Raw genomic sequence first — 19,150 nt, 5'->3', positions numbered from 1 at the left:
GGCCATTCTAGGGCGCAGCTGTTTCGTCAATATCGAGCCCGCCGCCGTCAAGAAAATGTAAGGACACCGGTACCCGCCCCGGCCGCGGCACATGGTGGAGCCATGACACTGCTCGACCTGCTGCCGTCCATCGGCCACGCGGCACCGCGGCGGTTCGACCCCGCAATCTGGCCGACCACCGCCAGCTCCGACGAGGACGGCCGGCTGTGCGTCGGCGGCGTGCCGCTCTCCGACATCGCCGACGAATTCGGCACCCCGGCTTACGTGTTCGACGAAACCGACTTCCGCCACCGCGCCCGCCGCTACCGCGCCGCGTTGCGTGATGTCGAGATCGTCTATGCGGGGAAGGCGCTGCTGACCACCGCGGTGGCACGTTGGGCCCGCGAGGAGGGACTCGGCCTCGGCATCTGCTCACCGGGCGAGCTGGCGGTGGCCCTGGCCGGTGGCCTGGATCCGTCCCGCATCGTCATGCACGGCAACACCACATCGCCCGACGAGCTGCGCGACGCGGTGGCCGTCGGCGTCGGGCGCCTGGTCCTGGATTCCAGCCTCGACATCGCCTACCTGGCCGGCCTGGCACGTCGGCGCCAGCGGGTACTCATCCGAGTGACCCCCGATACCGACACTTACGGCCACGCCGCGGTGGCGGCCGGGACCAGTGACCCCAAGCCCGGATTCACCCTCACCGGCGGCCATGCCGCCGAGGCGGTGAGGGCCGTGCTGGCGCATCCGATCCTCGACCTGATCGGACTGCACTGCCACCTCGGCTCGCAGATCTGCGAGCCGGCCCGCTACGGCGAAGCGATCCGCCGGATGATCGCCGCGATGGCCGACATCCGAGCACAGCACGGCGTCATTCTCACCGAACTCAACATCGGCGGCGGACATGCCGTCCCGTACCTGCGCGCAGACGCCGAACTCGACCTCGCGGAGTTGGCCGGCGTCACCGAAGATGCGCTGGACGAGGCCTGCGCCGCCGAGCACTTCCCACGCCCGGCGGTCGTCGTGGAACCCGGTCGCGGCATCAGCGCGCGGGCCGGTGTCACGCTGTACCGGGTCTGCTCGGTGAAGACACGACCGAACGGCCACACCGTGGTCGCAGTGGACGGCGGAATAAGCGACAACCCGCGAGTGGCGCTGGACGGCGCGCGGTACACGGTCGCCCTGGCCAACCGGCACGCCCGCACGGAAAAGCGGGCCGTCACCGTGGCCGGCCGTCATGGGGAAGCGGGCAACGAGATCGCCCGCGATGTCGAACTCCCGGCGGATATCCACGCCGGCGACCTGCTGGCCGTGGCCGGCACCGGCTCCTACCACCACAGCATGGCGTCGAACTACACCATGGTCGGGCGGCCACCGCTGGTGGCGGTCAGTGGCGGCCGGGCTCGCGAACTGGTTCGCCGCGAGACTGTCGCCGACCTGCTGGTGCGCGACTGCGGGTAACGGGCCTACTCCCCCTGCAGCTGGGGATCGGCCTCGAGATGGGTCAGCCCATTCCAGACCAGGTTGACCAGGTGCGCGGCGACCACTTCCTTCTTGGGTTCGCGCGCGTCGAGCCACCACTGCGCGGTCATCGACACCGAACCCACCAACGCCTGCGCATAGAGCGGCGCCAGATCCGGATCCAGGCCCCTACGGGCGAAATCGCCGGCCAAAATCGAGCTGACCTGGCTGACGGCGTCGTTGAGCAGGCTGGAATAGGTGCCCGAGCTGATCGACGCCGGCGAGTCGCGGATCATGATGCGAAAGCCGTCGGTGCGTTCCTCGACGTAGGTCAGCAGCGCCAACGCCACCCGCTCCACCCGCACCCGCGACCGGTTGTTGGTCAGCGACGAGGTGATGCCGTCCAGCAGCGCCTGCATCTCCCGGTCGACGACCACCGCATACAGACCCTCCTTGCCGCCGAAATGCTCGTAGACGACGGGCTTGGAGACATTGGCGCGTTGCGCGATTTCCTCGATCGAGGTTCCGTCGTAGCCGCGCTCGGCGAACAACGATCGGGCGATGCCGATGAGCTGGCGCCGGCGTTCGCTACCGGTCATCCGGGCGCGCGGCGCCCGCGGTTCCCTTTCCGGATCCTTATCGGCCACAGCCACGTCAATCAGGGTATCCGGTCATGCGGGTGTTGGCGGTCTCGAGCGAGCCGCGACGGCGTCGAGCGTGCGTTGACGGCGTCGAGCGTGCCGTCCGGGCGGGCGAAGCGCGATGTTCCCGCCCTACGTGCACGCTCAAAACCGTCTGTGCACACTCGATGGGCCGTGTGGGGCAACCGCGTCATATCGGGTCTTGCGCCATCTAGTCCATCGACATGCCCGAGGTAAATTTGACAGCCGCGGGTGCGAGCACGGGCACGGCTGCACGTGGCCGCCTCGCCGTCGGACTAGAGTTCCATGGTGGTGAGCGGGCAAAATGCTCACCGTCGACCGGCAATCCGTCGTGGTGTAATCGGCAGCACATCAGATTTTGGTTCTGAGAGTTCAGGTTCGAGTCCTGGCGACGGAGCGTGGTTGGTACCGCGGGCGTGCGCGTTCGCGAGCCGAAACGTAAGGAGGGTCGATGACGTTTCGTGGTGACACCGCGGTCGTGGTCCTCGCGGCCGGACCGGGCACCCGGATGCGGTCGGACACCCCCAAGGTGCTACACACCCTGGGCGGGCGCAGCATGCTGGCGCACTCGCTGCACGCGATGACCAAGCTGGCGCCGCAGCATCTGGTCGTGGTGCTGGGCCACGATCACCAGCGCATCTCGCCGCTGGTCGCCGAGCTGGCCCAGACCCTCGGACGCGCGATCGACGTCGCATTGCAGGACCGGCCGCTGGGCACCGGGGACGCGGTGCGGTGCGGCCTGTCCGCCCTGCCCGACGATTACGCCGGCATCGTGGTCGTCGCCTCCGGCGATACGCCGCTGCTGGACTCGGACACCCTGGCCGATCTGATCGCCACCCACGGCGCGACCCACCCCTCAGGACCGGCCGCGGTCACGGTGCTGACCACGACCCTGAGCGACCCGCACGGCTACGGCCGAATCCTGCGGACCCAGGACAACGAGGTGATGGCGATCGTCGAGCAAACCGACGCCACACCCTCACAACGCGAGATCCGCGAGGTCAACACCGGCGTGTACGCCTTCGACATCGCTGCCCTGCGGTCCGCCTTGAGCCGGCTGAGCTCCAACAATGCTCAGCAGGAGCTGTACCTGACCGACGTCATCGCCATCCTGCGCCGCGACGGGCACACCGTAAGTGCCCGCCACGTCGACGACAGCGCGCTGGTAGCCGGCGTCAACAACCGCGTCCAACTGGCACAACTGGGCGCCGAGCTCAACCGCCGGATCGTGGCCAGCCACCAACTGGCCGGCGTGACCGTCATCGACCCGGCCACCACCTGGATCGACGTCGACGTCGCGATCGGGCGCGACACCGTCATCCACCCCGGCACCCAGCTGCTGGGCCGGACCCAGATCGGCGGCCACTGCGTCATCGGTCCGGACACCACCTTGACCGACGTCACCGTGGGCGAGCGCGCCACGGTGATCCGAACGCACGGCACCTCGTCGTCGATCGGCGACGGGGCCACGGTCGGCCCCTTCACCTATCTTCGGCCCGGCACCGTGCTGGGAGCCGACGGCAAGTTGGGCGCGTTCGTAGAAGTCAAGAACTCCACCATCGGCACCGGCACCAAGGTTCCGCACCTGACTTATGTCGGCGACGCCGACATCGGCGAGCACAGCAACATCGGCGCGTCCAGCGTCTTCGTCAATTACGACGGCACCGCCAAGCAGCGCACCACCATCGGCTCGCATGTTCGCACCGGCTCGGACACCATGTTCGTGGCGCCCGTGACGGTCGGTGACGGCGCCTACACCGGGGCCGGCACGGTCGTCCGCGAGGATGTGCCCCCGGGGGCGTTGGCGGTGTCCGCGGGTCCGCAACGCAATATCGAGAACTGGGTGCAACGCAAACGGCCCGGAACAGCGGCGGCTCAGGCGGCAGAAGCCGCCCAAAAGGCCGGGCAGGATTCCGAAGGCAACCAGACAGCGTGAATAAGGGTGCCGGCTACCCGGCGACACCTCCAGGCCCCGTACGATAAGTCATCCATTTCGATCCCGATACGGCGAGGGCAGCGCGTTGAGCCACGACTGGACCGACAATCGAAAAAACCTGATGCTCTTCAGCGGCCGCGCCCATCCGGAGCTGGCCGAGCAGGTCGCCAAGGAACTCGACGTCCATGTCACCGCGCAGGACGCGCGGGAGTTCGCCAACGGCGAGATCTTCGTGCGCTTCAACGAATCGGTGCGGGGCTGCGACGCATTCGTCCTGCAGTCCTGCCCGGCACCGGTGAACACCTGGCTGATGGAACAGCTGATCATGATCGACGCGCTCAAGCGGGGCAGTGCCAAGCGGATCACCGCGGTCATGCCGTTCTACCCGTACGCCCGGCAGGACAAGAAGCACCGCGGCCGCGAGCCGATCTCGGCGCGGCTGGTCGCCGACCTGCTCAAGACCGCCGGCGCCGACCGCATCGTGACCGTCGACCTGCACACCGACCAGATCCAGGGCTTCTTCGACGGACCGGTCGACCACATGCGTGGCCAGAACCTGCTGACCGGCTATATCAGGGACAACTACCCCGACGGCAACATGGTGGTGGTGTCCCCCGACTCGGGCCGGGTGCGCATCGCCGAGAAGTGGGCCGACGCATTGGGCGGTGTCCCGCTGGCCTTCATTCACAAGACCCGCGACCCGCGCGTCTCCAACCAGGTGGTGTCCAACCGCGTCGTCGGTGAAGTCTCCGGCCGCACCTGTGTGCTGATCGACGACATGATCGACACCGGCGGCACCATCGCCGGCGCCGTGCAGCTGTTGCACAACGACGGCGCCGCCGACGTGATCATCGCGGCCACCCACGGTGTGCTGTCCGACCCGGCCGCCGAGCGGCTGGCGGCGTGCGGAGCCCGCGAGGTGATCGTCACCAACACGCTTCCCATCACCGAGCAGAAGCGTTTCCCCCAGCTGACGGTCTTGTCTATTGCTCCGCTGCTGGCCAGCACCATTCGCGCGGTTTTCGAAAACGGCTCAGTCACAGGGCTTTTCGACGGGGACGCGTAGATGGCCGCGGCCGCAGGAGAACCCGTCATCTACCACAACCCCAGGTGCGGCACCTCGCGCAAGACGCTGGAGTTGCTGCGCGACAACAACCTCGAGCCCGTCATCGTTGAATACCTGAAAACCCCGCCGTCCCGGGACCAGCTGGTGCAGCTGATCCGAGACGCCGGCATCGAGGTACGGACCGCGATACGCAAACGCGAACCGCTCTACACCGAACTGAACCTCGCCGACGCCACCGACGACGAACTGCTCGACGCGATGGCCGAGCACCCCATCCTGATCGAACGGCCTTTTGTGGTCACCTCGAAGGGCACCCGGCTGGCTCGGCCGGTCGACGCCGTTCGCGAGATTCTGTGATCGCTCGCCGGCGCAACGCGGCCGTCGTCGCCATCGCGGTGGCGACGTCATCGGTCGCCTGCTCCCCGGCGAAACCCCCGGACTTCCAGTCCATCTTGACGACAGGTGCGACCACCAGCACCCCGACCACGACGGCACGGCCGGTTCCGCTGTCGAAGTACCTGGAAAGCATCGGGGTCAGCGGCGAACAGCTGGCGCCGAGCAAACTGAACGGTCTGACAGTGTCCATTCCGACCCCACCGGGCTGGTCACCGTATACCGGTCCGAAGATCAGCCCGGAGACGGTGATCATCTCCAAAGGCGGCAAGTATCCGACGGCCAGGCTGGTGGTGTTCAAGCTCCGCGGAGACTTCAATCCCGCCGACGTGGCCAGGCGCGGCAACGAAGACGCCCAGTTGTTCGACAACTTCAAGCAGCTGGACGCGTCGACGGCAGACTTCAACGGCTTTCCGTCGTCGATGATGCAAGGCAGCTACGACCTCGACGGAACCCGGCTGCACAGCTGGAACCGGGTCGTGGTTCCCACCGGGCCACCGCCGGACAATCAGCGGTATCTGGTTCAGCTCACGATCACCAGCCTGGCCACCGAAGCGGCCGCGAATGCGCCCGACATCGAGGCGATCATCCGCGGTTTCGCGGTAGCAGTGAAGTTGCGGTGATGACGCGGCGATGACGCGAGGGCAGCCGAATTTCCCCTCTGCGGTGCCGATGCGCTAACCTGGCCGGGCGTCACGGCGAGGGTGCGAAAGACCAGCACCGTTATCGACGGAGACCGACACTTTCGTCGCGATCCTTGCCGTGCCCTATGACGTGGGTTTCGAGCACACAGGAGCGACACAAATGGCCAAGGCTGCAGTCAACCAACTGAAGGTCACGGTGCGGACCGAGACCGGCAAGGGCGCGTCGCGGCGAGCCCGCCGCGACGGCAGGATTCCGGCCGTCCTGTACGGCCACGGCGCCGAACCCCAGCACTTGGAGCTGCCCGGGCACGACTTCGCCGCGGTGCTGCGGCACTCGGGCACCAACGCGGTGCTGACCCTGGACATCGCCGGGAAGGAGCAGCTGGCGCTGACCAAAGCGCTGGACATCCACCCGATCCGCCGCACCATTCAGCACGCCGACCTGCTGGTGGTCCGGCGCGGTGAGAAGGTCGTCGTCGAGGTCGCCGTCGTGGTGGAAGGCGAGGCTGCGTCGGGCACCTTGGTGACCCAGGAAACCAACGCCGTCGAGATCGAAGCGGAGGCGCTGTCGATTCCCGAGCACCTGACCGTGTCGGTCGAGGATGCGGAGCCCGGCACCCAGTTCACCGCCGGGAAGATCGCGCTGCCACGGGGCGTCAACTTGATCTCCGACCCGGACATGCTGGTGGTCAACGTGGTGAATGCGCCGACGGCCGAAGATCTCGCCGAAGAGGGCGCAGGAGAGGTTGCCGAAGCCGCGGCCGCCGAAGAGGCCGGAAAAGAGGCCTCAGAAGCCGAAACCGCCGCAGAAGAGCGCGAGTAGGCGGCCCGCGACGTGGCCGAGCCCTTCCTGGTCATCGGCCTCGGCAACCCCGGAGACAGCTACGCGCGCACCCGGCACAACCTCGGCTTCATGGTTGCCGACCTGTTGGCCACGCGGTTGGGCTCGAAATTCAAGGGGCACAAGCGTTCCGGGGCCGAAGTCGTTACTGGCCGGCTGGCGGGACACTCGGTGGTGCTGGCAAAGCCGCGCTGCTACATGAACGAGTCGGGCCGCCAGGTGGGCCCGCTGGCCACGTTCTACTCGGTGGCGCCGGCCGACGTCGTGGTCATCCACGACGACCTCGACCTGGACTTCGGTCGCATCCGGCTCAAGCTCGGTGGCGGCGAGGGCGGCCACAACGGGCTGCGCTCGGTGGCGGCTGCATTGGGCACCAAGGACTTTCAGCGGGTGCGCATCGGTATCGGCCGTCCGCCCGGACGCAAGGACCCGGCGGCGTTCGTCTTGGAGAACTTCACCGCCGCCGAACGGGCCGACGTCCCGACCATCTGCGAGCAGGCCGCAGACGCCACCGAGTTGCTCATCGAAATGGGGCTGGAGCCCGCGCAGAATCGGGTCCACGCCTGGCAGGGGTGATCCCGCGTCAGCCGGATCGCTTTTGGTGCGTCTAGTGCGTCGACGCCGCGGCGTCGGCAACGGTGCGGATCGCCTGCGACACCTGCTGCCCGACGTCGGCGCGAGCCGGGTCGACGACGCTGAGCAGCGGCGCCGGGTCGAAGTAGCTGATGTGCGCCGGACCGCGGCTCTCCGCCCAGACCTGCATCCGTAGCGGAACCACCGCGCCGATCGCTTGCGTGGCGCCGAAGAGCGTCTTGCCGATCTGCGGATTACCGACGAAGAAACTGTGCGACCGCTGCAACTGCAGTCCGATCGCCTCGAGCCTGCTGGCCTGGTTGACATCGCCCAGGACGGTCATCCCGTTCTGGTCGGCCGCGGTGTGCAACGCGCCAATCGTCGTCTCGAACGAACTTGATGTGTCGACGGTGATGAATGTCGTGTCGACCTTGGTCACCTGAGGGGTTGCCTGAGGTGCGGCGCCGGCGCCCACCGCGGCTTCGGCGATGGTGCGAATCGATTGGGAGATCTGCTGCCCGGCGTCGCCGAGAGCGGGGTCGACGGCGGTGAACTCCGGGGCCGGATCGAAGTAGCTGATGTGGGCCGGACCGTCGCCGTCCACCCAGACGTGCACTCGTACCGGGATCACCGCGCCGATCGCCTGGGTGGCGTCGAAAAACGTCTTACCGATCCGCAGATTGCCGATAAAGAAGCTATGCGCCCCCGGCAATTGCAGCCCGGTAGCCGCCAGCACCGCGTCCTGGTTGAGGTCTCCGACGATCATCATCCCCTTGTCGGCGGCCGCCTTCTGCAGTGCATCGACGGTAGCTTCGAACTTCTGGTTCGAGCTGTAGCTGATGAAGGTCGTCGAAACGGTCCGCGGCTGGCTTGCCGCACTTGTTGTTGCCGGCGCATTCGTTGATTGCGAAGCACTATCTTTGGTGCTGCCGCAGGCGGCCGCAATGAGAACAACGACGGAAAGGCCGGCGACAACTCGCATCACCGCTGCTCGGGAGGCGAACAACATGGGTACTGCTCCCTTCGGTTTCGGATGGGGCCTGCTGTTCGGCAAGCGGCACTCCGCAGCGGTCACCACATCATTCGGGCCGCCCAGTATCGATCGGCCAGACCATTCCACCACTGGTTGACTGTCCAGGGAGGTGGTTTGTCGACGCAACCCGGCCGCCGCATCCGCGAGCTGGATGTACCTCCCGCTTGCGGGGGGACGCAAAATCGCCCAATTTCCTTGGGGAATTGGGCGATTTTGTGTCTGCTCGCGATCGAAACGCTAGGTGACCAGGGTGACGGAGTTGGCCCGTCGCAGCTTGCCCGACGGCGTCTTGGGGATGGTGCCCGGACCGAGAACCACGACATTACGCGGACGCACGTCGACCTCGGCGACCACCTCGTGGGCCACCTGGTGCTCGATGCGGCGCACCTCGGCGGGATCCTCGAAGGCATTGGACTCCACCGCCACCGCGAAAGTCTCGCGCGAATGCCCGGCGTCGAGCCGCACTGCCACCGCACAACCCGGACGCACCCCGGCGACCCGGCCGGCGGCCCGCTCGATGTCGGTCGGGTAGATGTTGCGGCCAGCCATGATGATGACGTCCTTCACCCGGCCGCAGACGACGACGTGTCCGTTCTCCATGCGGTAGCCGAGGTCACCGGTGTCATACCACCCCTGCGCGTCCTGCGCCGGGATGAATCCGCCCATCGTGATGTAGCCGGGTGTCACCGACTCGCCCCGCAGCTCGATCACCCCGACGCCCCGCGGCGGCAGGATGTTGCCGTCCTCGTCGACGATGCGCGCCTCGATCCCCTGCAGCAGCGGGCCCAGCGAGGCCAGCCGACGGGTGTTGCCCTTGGTGGCCGGCACCGCGCGGCGCAGCGCGGCCAACAGGTCGGCGTCCACCTCGTCGACCACCAGACCGGCGCCGCACTCGGAGAACGCCACCGCGAGCGTGATCTCGGCCATCCCGTAGGCGGGCAGGATCGCCTGCGGTTTGAGCCCGAACGGGGCGCCGGCTTCGCACAGGTCCTCGACGTCGGCCGGCTCGACCGGCTCGGCGCCGGACAGCGCAAACCGCAACGTGGACAGGTCGAACTGGCCGGGCTTGGCCTGCTTGCGCAGCCGCTTGGCGAACAGTGAATAAGCGAAGTTCGGGGCAGCTGTCATGGTGCCCCGGTACTTGTCGATCAGCTTGGCCCACAGCAGGGTGTCGCGCATGAAGTCCATCGGGGTGACTTTGACCAGCTCACCGCCGAAGTACATGGGCACGGTCAAGAAGCCGATCATCCCCATGTCGTGGAACAACGGCAACCAGCTGATCATCACGTCGGTGTCTGCGTTGTACTCGGCGCTGATGTACATCGCCTCGAGATTGGCGAACAGGTTGCGGTGGGTGATCTGAACCGCTTTAGGGGATCCTGTCGACCCGGAGGTCAACTGCATCAATGCCAGATCGTCCTCGCCGGTCTCGATCGGGTCTACCGGGTCCGATGCCAGCAGTTGCTCGACCGTGAGCACCCTGATGCCGCGTTCCTGCAGCACCGGAGCGGCGGCCAGGAAGGGCTCGGAGATGATGACCGCCTTGGCCTCGATCATGTCGACCACGGTGGTGGTGTCCTCGGCCCACAACGCGAGGTCGGTGCGTGGGGTGGGCTGGTGCAGCATGGTCAGGCTGGCGCCGCGCATCCACAGCCCCTGAGCGGTCGGGGCGATTTCGACCGGTGCGCCGGCCAGCACACCGACCGCGTCGCCGGGGCCGACGCCGACGGCCGCCAAGCCGCCGGCTATCCGCCGCGCTCGCTCGTGGACTTCGTTCCAGGTGTGCCGAACCGGGGTGTGTGGTTCACCGGTCACCATGCCCTTGGTGGTCTCGCGGGCATTGCGGAACATCTTCTCGGTAAACCTGCTCAAAGCATCCTCCTCGGTTCCGGCCCCAAGGTCCGGGTTTCATGTTCCGCCTGCTGGACGGCACTTTGCGACAGGCGCGCGCACACAATTGGGAAGCGGTTAGGTTTCGGTTCGGTGATGAGCTGACGATCCAACGCCGGACCGCACGACGCGCAAGAGCCTGGCCCGTATCCGGGCCTGCCTGGACCGAAGGCGGTTCGCGGACCGCCCGGCGCGTTGCCCGGCGGACGACGAAATCGCATTCCCTTGCTTACCGCTAGCCGTCACCGCCGATTATCTTAAGCAACTCTTAAGTAACTGCCAAACTCTTAGGGCGTTTGAGGCGGATTTCACAGCCAAGTCACACCGGTTATTCGGGGATTACCGGAGCCGGAACCACCCGGGCGCCCGGCACCGGTCCGGTGGCCACTCGCACGGTACGGCACACACCCGCCCCCGACAGCTGCGCGCCCACGTCGATCGCGGACTCCGCCGAGGCGCACAGAAACGCACACGTCGGACCCGAACCCGACACGATGCCGGCCAGCGCACCGGCCTCCACACCCGCCCGCAGCGCCCGACGCAGCGCCGGGTCCAGGCTTACCGCGGCGGCCTGCATTTCGTTACCCAGCAGCGGCGCCAGCTGCTGCGGATCGCCCGCGGCCAGCGCTGCCAGCACCGGCCCGGCTTCGCCGAGGCGCGGCGGGTCGCCCACCTCGCGGAGCCGATCAAGCTCGGTGAATACCGCCGGCGTGGACAGCCCGCTGTGCGCGAACGTCAGCACCCAGTGGAAGGTGTTGCGGGACAACACCGTTGCCAGCTCCTCACCGCGGCCGGTGCCCAGCGCGGTGCCGCCGTGCAGCGCAAACGGCACATCGCTGCCCAACCGCTCGGCGAGCAGTCGCAGGTCGCGGCGAGGCAGGCTGAGTTCCCACAGGGCATTCATCGCGACCAGCACGGCAGCCGCGTCGGCGCTGCCGCCCGCCATCCCCCCGGCCACCGGGATGGATTTCTCGATGAGAATCGACACATCGGGTGCCCGGCCCACATGTTCGGCCATCAGCTCGGCCGCCTGCCAGGCGAGATTGCGTTCGTCGACGGGCAGCTCGTGCGCCCCCTCGCCGACGAGCTCCAGCGACAGCACGTCGGCATTGCGAACCGTCACCTCGTCGACCAGCGAGACGGCATGAAACACCGTCGTCAGCTCGTGGTAGCCGTCGCCGCGACGGTCACCCACGGCAAGGTACAGGTTCACCTTGCCGGGCACCCGTACGGTGACCGACCCGGTGGGCACCCACAACTCAGCGGTGTTGCCGTCCGACGCCCTGACCACCGCAGCAGACTATCGCTGTAACCGGCGAACCACACGCAACGGCGCCCTGCGGCTCATGATCAACCCGCCGGGACCTGCTGCTCGCCGGCGGTGCCGCTGGTCTGCGCCACCTCACCGGACCCCTGCCCAGAGCGCCGCAGCAAACGCACGAAATCCGCGATCGACAGCGTCTCACCGCGTCGGGCGGGGTCGATGCTGGCCGCAAGCAACCTATTCGCCGACTCGTTGCCCGAGCCCGCCCACTGGGCAAACGCGTTGCGGGACGTCTTGCGGCGCTGCGCGAAGGCGATGTCCACTAGTTCGAACACCTGCTGCCTAAACGCGCCGTCGGTCGGCCACGGTGACGTCTCGTATCGATCGATGCGGACCAGTCCGGAGTAGACGCGCGGGATGGGCCAGAAGACCGTCGGCGACACCATGCCGCAACGCCGGACCCGTCCGTAGAAGCGCATCTTGACGCTGGGCACGCCGTACTCTTTGCCGCCCGGCTCGGCGGCAAGCCGTTCGGCGACCTCGGCCTGCACCATAACCGTCACTACCCGGATCGACGGGAACTCGGCCAGCAGATGCAACAACGCCGGAACCGCGACGTTGTAGGGCAGGTTGGCGACCACCGCGGTCGGCTCGACGGCCAGATCCTGCGGGTGCAGGCCCAGGATGTCGCGGTTGAGCACGGTCAGGCGCTGGATCTCGCTGTGGGAATGCTCGGCGACGGTCTGCGGCAGCCGGGCCGCCAGTACCGGGTCGATCTCGACGGCCGTCACGGTGGCCCCACGGTCGAGCAGCGCCAGCGTCAGCGAGCCCAGGCCGGGCCCTACCTCCAGCACCTGGTCAGCCCTGGTGATCCCGGAGGCCGCAACCACCCGGCGCACCGTGTTGGCGTCGTGCACGAAATTCTGTCCGAGCGATTTTCGTGGCCGGAACTCGAGCTCTTTGGCCAGCCGCCTGATCTCGGTGCGTCCCAGCAGCCGGATAGTCAGCGTGTCCCCGCTCGTCCACTGCACACCGGCCACGCGCCCCAGCCCTGGCGTTGGCGGGTCACCTCGGCGACTGCGATCTGCTCTTCGCGGGTGGCCATATCGGCGCGGGGCGCATACCGCAGCCCGCCGTTGGCCTCCCAGGTGCCCTGGTCGAATTGCACCCCACCGTAGTACCCGTTGCCGGTGTTGATCGCCCAGTTGCCGCCCGCCTCACAACCAGCGATGGCGTCCCAGATGTCTCCGTCGCTCACCGCAGGTACGTCGGTGCCCGGCTTGGTGCCCACCCGCACCACCGCGTCGCGCGCCGGCGTCAGCACGACGTTGGCGATCGGCAGCTTTCCGGTGACCACGCCGTTGACCTCAGCCACCGCGAACGTCACATCCTGCTCACCGGGAGTTCCCGCGTCTTCGACGACCTTGCGGCTCATGTTCATTTCCGGGTCTTCGACGCGACGCGCATTGGGCAGCAGCGGCAACCGCTCGGTGACCCGCTCGATGCGGTACCGGGTCACCTGGATCTGCATGCCGTCGGTAATCGGCGTCGTCGCGGCGGGCACCACCTGGTCGCTGCCCTGCAGCGGCGCGCCAGCGGCGTCGAGCAGGCCCGCCACGTTGGGCGCCGCCAGGTGCACGGTACGCACCACCCCGCCGTCGTTGATTTCCACCGTCTTGGCGCTGACGACCGGCAGCGCCATCCCCGCCAGCGGGACCCGACTGCGGCGGGAGGCGGCCGCTGGGGCGGTATCTGTCATGGCCAGTTGGGCCAGCGCTTCGTCCACCGTGGATGCCGTCGTCCAAACCTTCTTGACGTCGTGGCCGTCCAGCGAGATCTCCAGCGGGCGACTGCGACGCAACACGATGTTCTCCGAATCGTGGACCACCACGTCCGCCGCGGGGTACAGGTCGTCGCGTGAGTCGACGGAGAAGCCGTTCTCCTGGACGACGTCGATCACCCGCGACTTCATCGTGGTGACCCGCATCGCGGTTCCATCGACGGTCAGCGTCACCGTCTTGGCCGCCGAAACGGCATACCCGCCGGCCAACGCCAGTCCCAGCAGTAAGGCGCCAACCACAAGGCGCAACATCGGTGATTCGGTTTGATGAAGTTTCGTAAGCAGATTCAATGTGCGACTATCCCGACCTAACCAACAACCTCAGCAACGACCCAGCAGCAAGTTCCAGACATTTCAGCCGAATTCAGCTGAAAACGCCAAAATGGGCCCCAGAGGCCCACCCGTACGATCACAAGACGGTAACGAACCGATCAAAGCTGAGCAACTCCGGCACGCCGGGTGTTAGGGCCACCCGCCAGCTGTGTGACCCAGTTCATACGCCCGCACGGCATTGCCCGTGGTGATCTGGGCCACTTCCTCGGGACGGCGATTGACCAGCTCAGCCAGTTCTCGAACGGTGTAGGGCAGGCAATACGGCTCGTTCGCTGTGCCGCGGTAGGGGTGCGGGGTGAGAAACGGCGCGTCGGTTTCCACCAGAACCTGCTCCAGCGGTATCAGCGGAACAGCTTCCCGGAGGTCCCGGGCGTTGCGGAAGGTCACAGTTCCGGAAAGACTCAGCAACCATCCGGCGGCCACACACTCGCGGGCCATCGCGCTGCCCGACGAGAAGCAGTGAAAGATCACGGTGTCCGGCGCGCCCTCGGCCCGCAGCACGTCGAGCACCTCGCGGTCGGCCTGCCGATTGTGGATCATCAACGGTTTTCCGGCGCGCTTGGCCAGGTCGATATGCCACGCGAAGGCCTCGCGCTGCACGCCGGGCTGCGCGCACCCGTCGAGGCGGCCCGGCCAATACATATCCATCCCGGTCTCGCCGACCGCCACGACACGCGGATGGGCCACCAGTGCCTCGATTTCGGCTCGTGCGGCGTCGGTGAGCGCGTCGGTGCGGGTGGGGTGCAGCGCCACCGCCGCGTAGACCCGTGGATCCCACTCGGCCGCCCGGGTCACCCAGCGCGCCGATTCCAGATCGTCGGCGATGGTGACCACCGCGCGCACACCGACGGCCGCGGCGCGGTCGACGATGGCGGCGACGCCTCGAGCGTCGCCGGCGCCGCACGCGTCGAGGTGGGTGTGCGCGTCGACCAGCGGGGCCAACGGCTCCGGGGCGGGCGGTGCTTGCCGTGTGGCGGGCCGGTTGGTGCTCACGCGCACACAATAGGACCACCCAATAGGGTGGGATCCCAATGAAGCCATGGCAGCCCTATTACGTCACCACCGCGATCGCGTATCCCAACGCGGCGCCGCATGTGGGTCACGCATATGAATACATCGCCACCGACGCGATCGCCCGGTTCAAGCGACTCGACGGCTTCGACGTGCGCTTCCTGACCGGCACCGACGAACACGGCCTGAAGGTGGCGCAGGCCGCCGCGGCCGCGGGCGTGCCGACCGCCCAGCTTGCCCGGCGCAATTCCGACGTCTTCCAGCGCATGCAGGAGGCGCTGAACATCTCCTTCGACCGGTTCATCCGCACCACCGACCCCGACCACTACGCGGCGTCGCAGGAGATCTGGCGCCGGATGGAGGACGCCGGTGATCTCTACCTGGACAACTATTCGGGCTGGTACTCGGTGCGCGATGAGCGGTTTTTCGTCGAGTCGGAGACCCAACTTGTCGACGGCACCCGGATCGCGGTCGAGACCGGCACACCGGTGACCTGGACCGAGGAGCAGACCTACTTCTTCCGGTTGTCGGCCTACGCCGACAAGCTGCTGGCTCACTACCAGGCCCACCCCGACTTCATCGCGCCCGAGGTCCGGCGTAACGAGGTGATCAGTTTCGTGTCCGGTGGCCTCAAAGACCTGTCGGTGTCGCGAACGTCGTTCGACTGGGGCGTGCCGGTGCCCGAGCATCCCGACCATGTCATGTACGTCTGGGTGGACGCGTTGACCAACTACCTGACCGGCGCCGGCTACCCGGATACCGGCTCGGAGTCGTTCCGCCGCTACTGGCCCGCCGACCTGCACATGATCGGCAAGGACATCATCAGGTTCCATGCCGTCTACTGGCCGGCCTTCCTGATGTCGGCGGGCATCGAGTTACCGCGAAAGGTGTTCGCCCACGGGTTCTTACACAATCGCGGCGAGAAGATGAGCAAGTCGGTGGGCAACGTTATCGACCCGGTGTCACTGATCCAGGCCTATGGCGTGGATCAGGTCCGCTACTTCCTGTTGCGGGAGGTGCCGTTCGGCCAGGACGGCAGTTACAGCGAAGAGGCCATCGTCACCCGGATCAACACCGATCTGGCCAACGAGCTCGGCAACCTGGCCCAGCGCTCGTTGTCCATGGTTGCCAAGAACCTGGGCGGGGTGGTGCCCCAACCCGGGGAGTTCTGTGATGCCGACACCGAGTTGCTGGCGACGGCCGACGGATTGTTGGATCGGGTGCGCGCCCACTTCGACCGTCAGGCAATGCATCTGGCGCTGGAAGCGATCTGGCTGATGCTCGGCGACGCCAACAAGTACTTTTCGACACAGCAGCCATGGGTGCTGCGCAAGAGCGAGTCCGAGGCCGACCAGGCGAGGTTTCGCACCACGCTCTACACCACGTGCGAGGTGGTACGCATCGCGGCGCTACTGGTGCAGCCGGTCATGCCGGAGTCGGCCGCCAAGATGCTGGACCTGCTCGGCCAACCCGAGGACCAGCGGGCGTTCAGCGCCGTCGGCACCCGGCTCGCGCCGGGCACCCAACTGCCGCCGCCTGTGGGGGTATTCCCGCGATACCAGCCGCCGCCCGAAGTCGAGTGAGCGGAACGAGCGCTACAGCAAAGTCCAGGCGGGAACGAGCCGCACGCCGGAGACCCTGATCCGGGGCGCCTCGTCGGGAACCGGACATGTCATCACGAGGTCATAATTGCCTTGTGCTACAAGCAAATTCGTTGCCGCTCGGTGCGGTTGCCGCCGCGGTGCCGTCGTCAACGACCACCTGTCGTCCGGTGCCCCGCAACGAAATGCGGCGGCCCCTGTCGCGAACCCGCAGCGAACTCCGACTTACCGGAAACCGCCCGGCCAACTCGCCGTCATAGGCAATAATCAAGGGCTGTGGAGCGCCGACGGAACCGGCAGGCAAGTCAATCGCCGATGATCGCCTTGAAGCAGTTGCCCGCGCTGGTAGTTCTGGAGCGGATTCCGGTCCCCGTGCTCGCCACTGGAGACGACGGCAGCATCTTGTTCACCAACACCGCGTTCGCCGAGATGGTGGGCCGCGACCCGGACGAGGTGCTGTCGCTGCGGTTCCATGAGATCTTCCATCAGTGCCCGCACTCGGAATCGTCGACGCTGTCCTTCCTGCATGCGCTGGCCAACATGGTCGTCGAGTTGGCCCACAAGGACGGCTCGGTGGTGCGAGCGCTGATGAGCAGGTCGGCCGTACGACGTGCGGACGACAATTTTGCCCTCGCGGTTTTTCAGGATCTGACCGAACAACTGTGGGAAGAAGAGCGCTGACCGTCCGCTGAGCTGCCACGACGTTGGAGGCGGACTTCACCGGGCACGGCCGCGATCAATGGCGGCTACGCATCGCCTCGCGAGCAAGGAATTCCCGGAAATAGGGCAGCGACGTCTCAACCGTCATGCCGGGAAGCAGAAGTCCCCATAGCTGACCCAATCGCTGTCCGGCGCTCTCGACTCGGTATCCGTTGCCGCCGGATCGGGATAACGCGTTGGCGAGCAACCGCATTCCGAACGTCGCGCCGACAATCGACTCACCGACCAATTCGGGATCGACGTCGTCTCGCAGATCACCTTCGGCAATCGCCCGCCGGGCCTGGCCGGCCATCTCCCCCGCGCAGGCCCCGAAAAACTGCGCGGCAGCGGAGTTGAATCCGGCAAGGACAGCGGTTAGTTGCTCGGCCGCACGAGCCGTCTTGTCGGCATTGAGCAGGTGTGCGACGGCGAAGGTGCCATGAATCATGTTCTCCAGCGCGGGCGACGCCGACCCGCAAACGTTGCGAAACGCGCCGAGAAGCGCGTCGGAACCTTCCTCGATGATCGCTGACGCCAGCGCTTCCTTGGAATCAAAGTGGTGATAGAGGGCGCCTTTGGTCATGCCGGTCCGCTCGATGATCGTGCCCCAGCCGGCGGACGCGTACCCGACGTCGCCGAAAACGTCGACGGCGGCATCGAGGATCTTTCGCCGGGTTACCTCGGATCGGACCTGGCGTGCCATCGCTCCCGTACCTCCGCCAGTGCGGCGGCTCCGACGAGGCTCCGCACCTCCGCATCGCTTACTTTCCTGGTCAGCCGGCTAGCCTAACAGCCGCCGCCATGGCTTCGATCTTGGTCAACCCGGCGCCACCGGGGCTGTTGCCGAGCGGATGGCCAGCGCGGTCCGCCGGGTGACGAACTGCGTGAAGTAGTCGATTCTGTCCGGCTGCACTATTCCGCTCAGCACCAGCAACCAGCTTTTCTCGAGATCGCCGAGAAACCGCTCCGGTGCGTCCAGGTCGCTGGCCTGCCGCAAACCCAGGTACATCGACACGATCAGACGGCCAACGTCTTGCGGGTCGCGGCCTTCGGCGACGTCGCCTTCGAGGATCGCGCGCCGTACCACGGCCGCCAGGGCTTCGATCCACCCGTCCAGTAATTTCGCCTGCAGACCTTCGGTACGACCAACCGAGTCGAGCAGGTGCAGGGCAGCCCTGGCCATGTCCTGGCTGATGTCGCGGACGGCGATCAGGTAAACGAAGTCGACCAGCGTCTCCAGGCCGGAAAGCTGCCTGGCCAGCAGCTCCTCGACAGCAACCCGGCCGGCGGCGGTGTGTTGCTCGATAATGGCGACCGCCAGCGCGTGCTTGGACCGGAAGTGGAAATACATCGCACCCTTGGTGAGCTGGGCCGCCGCGAGGATGTCGTCGAGTCCGACATCGTGGTACGCGCGCCGCGCGAACTGATGCGCGGCGGCGTGCAGAATCTGCTGGCGCGTGGTGTCCGCTCGTCCGCTCGGCGAGTCGGTCGTGGTCTGAGCCGAAGAATTCATGCCGGCCGCCGCTGACGGTCGCGCCGCGTATGGGTGGCGTCTGTTTCCAGGCTGTCTTGAGCGGTTCCGAAACCGGAACCACCGGCCGGGACGATCGCCGTCACCTTCGCGATGCCCTCCTCGAGCGGGGAAGCCAGATGGTCATCTCGTGATGGCTTACCGGCTGTGCCTCAGGTTGCATTGACGCCGATTTCGAGGGTATCAGCCCGGTTTCTCGCTGCGACGCTTCGCGCGGGGCAGCACTATCCGCTAGACGAAATACTGCCGGTACGTTTAATGGATATTTCCATGCGAGTGGTATGCCCAAGGCCGGACTTGGCCTGGCTAAGCCCAATACCGTTCAGTTAAGACGGTGGATGGTGATGTTTGGTGAATGCTCGGGTTGGAGCCAGTGGGCGTAGTCGGCGC

General features: G+C 66.8%; 18 protein-coding genes and 1 tRNA gene. 10 read left to right on the top strand and 9 right to left on the bottom strand.

Translation table 11 applies throughout. The features are described 5' to 3' along the window. The first annotated feature begins 102 nt into the window (after window positions 1–102). Window positions 103–1,443: a diaminopimelate decarboxylase gene (gene lysA / locus BST40_RS18655; RefSeq protein ID WP_075549254.1), complete on the top strand. Its 1,341-nt coding sequence runs from the start codon at window positions 103–105 to the stop codon at window positions 1,441–1,443. 5 nt (window positions 1,444–1,448) lie between these two features. Here lysA and BST40_RS18650 read toward each other — a convergent pair whose 3' ends face one another. Continuing rightward, window positions 1,449–2,042, bottom strand: coding sequence for a TetR/AcrR family transcriptional regulator (locus BST40_RS18650; protein WP_075549289.1), 594 nt, complete (start codon window positions 2,040–2,042; stop codon window positions 1,449–1,451). A 388-nt stretch (window positions 2,043–2,430) separates the two neighbouring features. Between BST40_RS18650 and BST40_RS18645 the strand changes: the two genes are divergently transcribed. From BST40_RS18645 to pth, 7 genes are all read left to right on the top strand, one after another. Further along, window positions 2,431–2,502 (top strand) — tRNA-Gln (locus BST40_RS18645). Window positions 2,503–2,556: 54 nt separating this feature from the next. Further along, window positions 2,557–4,041 carry a bifunctional UDP-N-acetylglucosamine diphosphorylase/glucosamine-1-phosphate N-acetyltransferase GlmU gene (gene glmU / locus BST40_RS18640; protein ID WP_075549253.1) on the top strand — a complete coding sequence of 495 codons (1,485 nt, stop codon included), beginning with the start codon at window positions 2,557–2,559 and terminating at the stop codon, window positions 4,039–4,041. 85 nt (window positions 4,042–4,126) lie between these two features. After that, complete coding sequence (locus tag BST40_RS18635) at window positions 4,127–5,107, top strand: ribose-phosphate diphosphokinase (protein ID WP_023367092.1); 981 nt, start codon at window positions 4,127–4,129, stop codon at window positions 5,105–5,107. After that, window positions 5,108–5,464: an arsenate reductase (glutaredoxin) gene (arsC, locus tag BST40_RS18630; protein ID WP_075549252.1), complete on the top strand. Its 357-nt coding sequence runs from the start codon at window positions 5,108–5,110 to the stop codon at window positions 5,462–5,464. After that, entirely contained in the window at window positions 5,464–6,123 is a 660-nt protein-coding gene (locus tag BST40_RS18625; protein WP_371687257.1) for an LpqN/LpqT family lipoprotein, read from the top strand. Before arsC ends, BST40_RS18625 begins: the two co-directional genes overlap by 1 nt. 181 nt (window positions 6,124–6,304) lie before the next feature. Then, window positions 6,305–6,967 carry a 50S ribosomal protein L25/general stress protein Ctc gene (locus BST40_RS18620; protein WP_083155082.1) on the top strand — a complete coding sequence of 221 codons (663 nt, stop codon included), beginning with the start codon at window positions 6,305–6,307 and terminating at the stop codon, window positions 6,965–6,967. 12 nt (window positions 6,968–6,979) lie between these two features. Continuing rightward, window positions 6,980–7,561, top strand: a complete 582-nt coding sequence (gene pth / locus BST40_RS18615; protein WP_075549250.1) for an aminoacyl-tRNA hydrolase — start codon at window positions 6,980–6,982, stop codon at window positions 7,559–7,561. 31 nt (window positions 7,562–7,592) lie between these two features. On the opposite strand, the gene BST40_RS18610 is transcribed toward pth, so the two are convergent. From BST40_RS18610 to BST40_RS18585, 6 genes are all read right to left on the bottom strand, one after another. Further along, window positions 7,593–8,567: a DUF302 domain-containing protein gene (locus tag BST40_RS18610; RefSeq protein ID WP_083155073.1), complete on the bottom strand. Its 975-nt coding sequence runs from the start codon at window positions 8,565–8,567 to the stop codon at window positions 7,593–7,595. A gap of 261 nt (window positions 8,568–8,828) precedes the next feature. Beyond that, a complete protein-coding gene (locus BST40_RS18605; RefSeq protein WP_075549248.1) occupies window positions 8,829–10,463 on the bottom strand; it encodes a fatty acyl-AMP ligase in 1,635 nt (544 codons plus the stop codon). Between the two features lie 346 nt (window positions 10,464–10,809). Next, the gene (locus BST40_RS18600) at window positions 10,810–11,772 is read right to left on the bottom strand and encodes a 4-(cytidine 5'-diphospho)-2-C-methyl-D-erythritol kinase (RefSeq protein WP_180276481.1); all 963 of its coding nucleotides are present in this window, start codon (window positions 11,770–11,772) and stop codon (window positions 10,810–10,812) included. A gap of 59 nt (window positions 11,773–11,831) precedes the next feature. After that, complete coding sequence (gene rsmA, locus BST40_RS18595) at window positions 11,832–12,785, bottom strand: 16S rRNA (adenine(1518)-N(6)/adenine(1519)-N(6))-dimethyltransferase RsmA (RefSeq protein ID WP_075549247.1); 954 nt, start codon at window positions 12,783–12,785, stop codon at window positions 11,832–11,834. Next, window positions 12,749–13,876 (bottom strand): resuscitation-promoting factor, encoded by a 1,128-nt coding sequence (locus tag BST40_RS18590; RefSeq protein ID WP_204903172.1) that lies wholly within the window; start codon window positions 13,874–13,876, stop codon window positions 12,749–12,751. The genes rsmA and BST40_RS18590 overlap by 37 nt, the downstream gene beginning before the upstream one ends. Window positions 13,877–14,047: 171 nt before the next feature. Then, on the bottom strand, window positions 14,048–14,917 hold the full coding sequence (locus BST40_RS18585) for a TatD family hydrolase (protein ID WP_075549245.1): 870 nt from the start codon (window positions 14,915–14,917) through the stop codon (window positions 14,048–14,050). Between the two features lie 32 nt (window positions 14,918–14,949). Between BST40_RS18585 and metG the strand changes: the two genes are divergently transcribed. Both metG and BST40_RS18575 read left to right on the top strand, forming a co-directional pair. Then, entirely contained in the window at window positions 14,950–16,512 is a 1,563-nt protein-coding gene (gene metG / locus BST40_RS18580) for a methionine--tRNA ligase (protein ID WP_083134914.1), read from the top strand. A gap of 333 nt (window positions 16,513–16,845) precedes the next feature. After that, a complete protein-coding gene (locus tag BST40_RS18575) occupies window positions 16,846–17,211 on the top strand; it encodes a PAS domain-containing protein (protein ID WP_075549243.1) in 366 nt (121 codons plus the stop codon). 55 nt (window positions 17,212–17,266) lie between these two features. Here BST40_RS18575 and BST40_RS18570 read toward each other — a convergent pair whose 3' ends face one another. After that, window positions 17,267–17,932 carry a TetR/AcrR family transcriptional regulator gene (locus BST40_RS18570; protein WP_075549242.1) on the bottom strand — a complete coding sequence of 222 codons (666 nt, stop codon included), beginning with the start codon at window positions 17,930–17,932 and terminating at the stop codon, window positions 17,267–17,269. A gap of 114 nt (window positions 17,933–18,046) precedes the next feature. After that, complete coding sequence (locus tag BST40_RS18565; protein WP_075549241.1) at window positions 18,047–18,742, bottom strand: TetR/AcrR family transcriptional regulator; 696 nt, start codon at window positions 18,740–18,742, stop codon at window positions 18,047–18,049. Between the last annotated feature and the right edge of the window lie 408 nt (window positions 18,743–19,150).

Source organism: Mycobacterium persicum (assembly GCF_002086675.1).
Taxonomy (GTDB): Bacteria; Actinomycetota; Actinomycetes; order Mycobacteriales; family Mycobacteriaceae; genus Mycobacterium; species Mycobacterium persicum.
The sequence above is the reverse complement of the archived record's forward strand: the minus strand, read 5'-3'. Positions and strand labels throughout refer to the sequence as shown.

Coding starts and splice junctions, on each gene's coding strand:
- BST40_RS18565 (WP_075549241.1), bottom strand. CDS start 18,742: ATGAATTCTTCGGCTCAGACCACGACCGACTCGCCGAGCGGACGAGCG.
- BST40_RS18570 (WP_075549242.1), bottom strand. CDS start 17,932: ATGGCACGCCAGGTCCGATCCGAGGTAACCCGGCGAAAGATCCTCGAT.
- BST40_RS18575 (WP_075549243.1), top strand. CDS start 16,846: ATGATCGCCTTGAAGCAGTTGCCCGCGCTGGTAGTTCTGGAGCGGATT.
- glmU (WP_075549253.1), top strand. CDS start 2,557: ATGACGTTTCGTGGTGACACCGCGGTCGTGGTCCTCGCGGCCGGACCG.
- BST40_RS18610 (WP_083155073.1), bottom strand. CDS start 8,567: ATGTTGTTCGCCTCCCGAGCAGCGGTGATGCGAGTTGTCGCCGGCCTT.
- metG (WP_083134914.1), top strand. CDS start 14,950: ATGAAGCCATGGCAGCCCTATTACGTCACCACCGCGATCGCGTATCCC.
- BST40_RS18650 (WP_075549289.1), bottom strand. CDS start 2,042: ATGACCGGTAGCGAACGCCGGCGCCAGCTCATCGGCATCGCCCGATCG.
- BST40_RS18620 (WP_083155082.1), top strand. CDS start 6,305: ATGGCCAAGGCTGCAGTCAACCAACTGAAGGTCACGGTGCGGACCGAG.
- lysA (WP_075549254.1), top strand. CDS start 103: ATGACACTGCTCGACCTGCTGCCGTCCATCGGCCACGCGGCACCGCGG.
- arsC (WP_075549252.1), top strand. CDS start 5,108: ATGGCCGCGGCCGCAGGAGAACCCGTCATCTACCACAACCCCAGGTGC.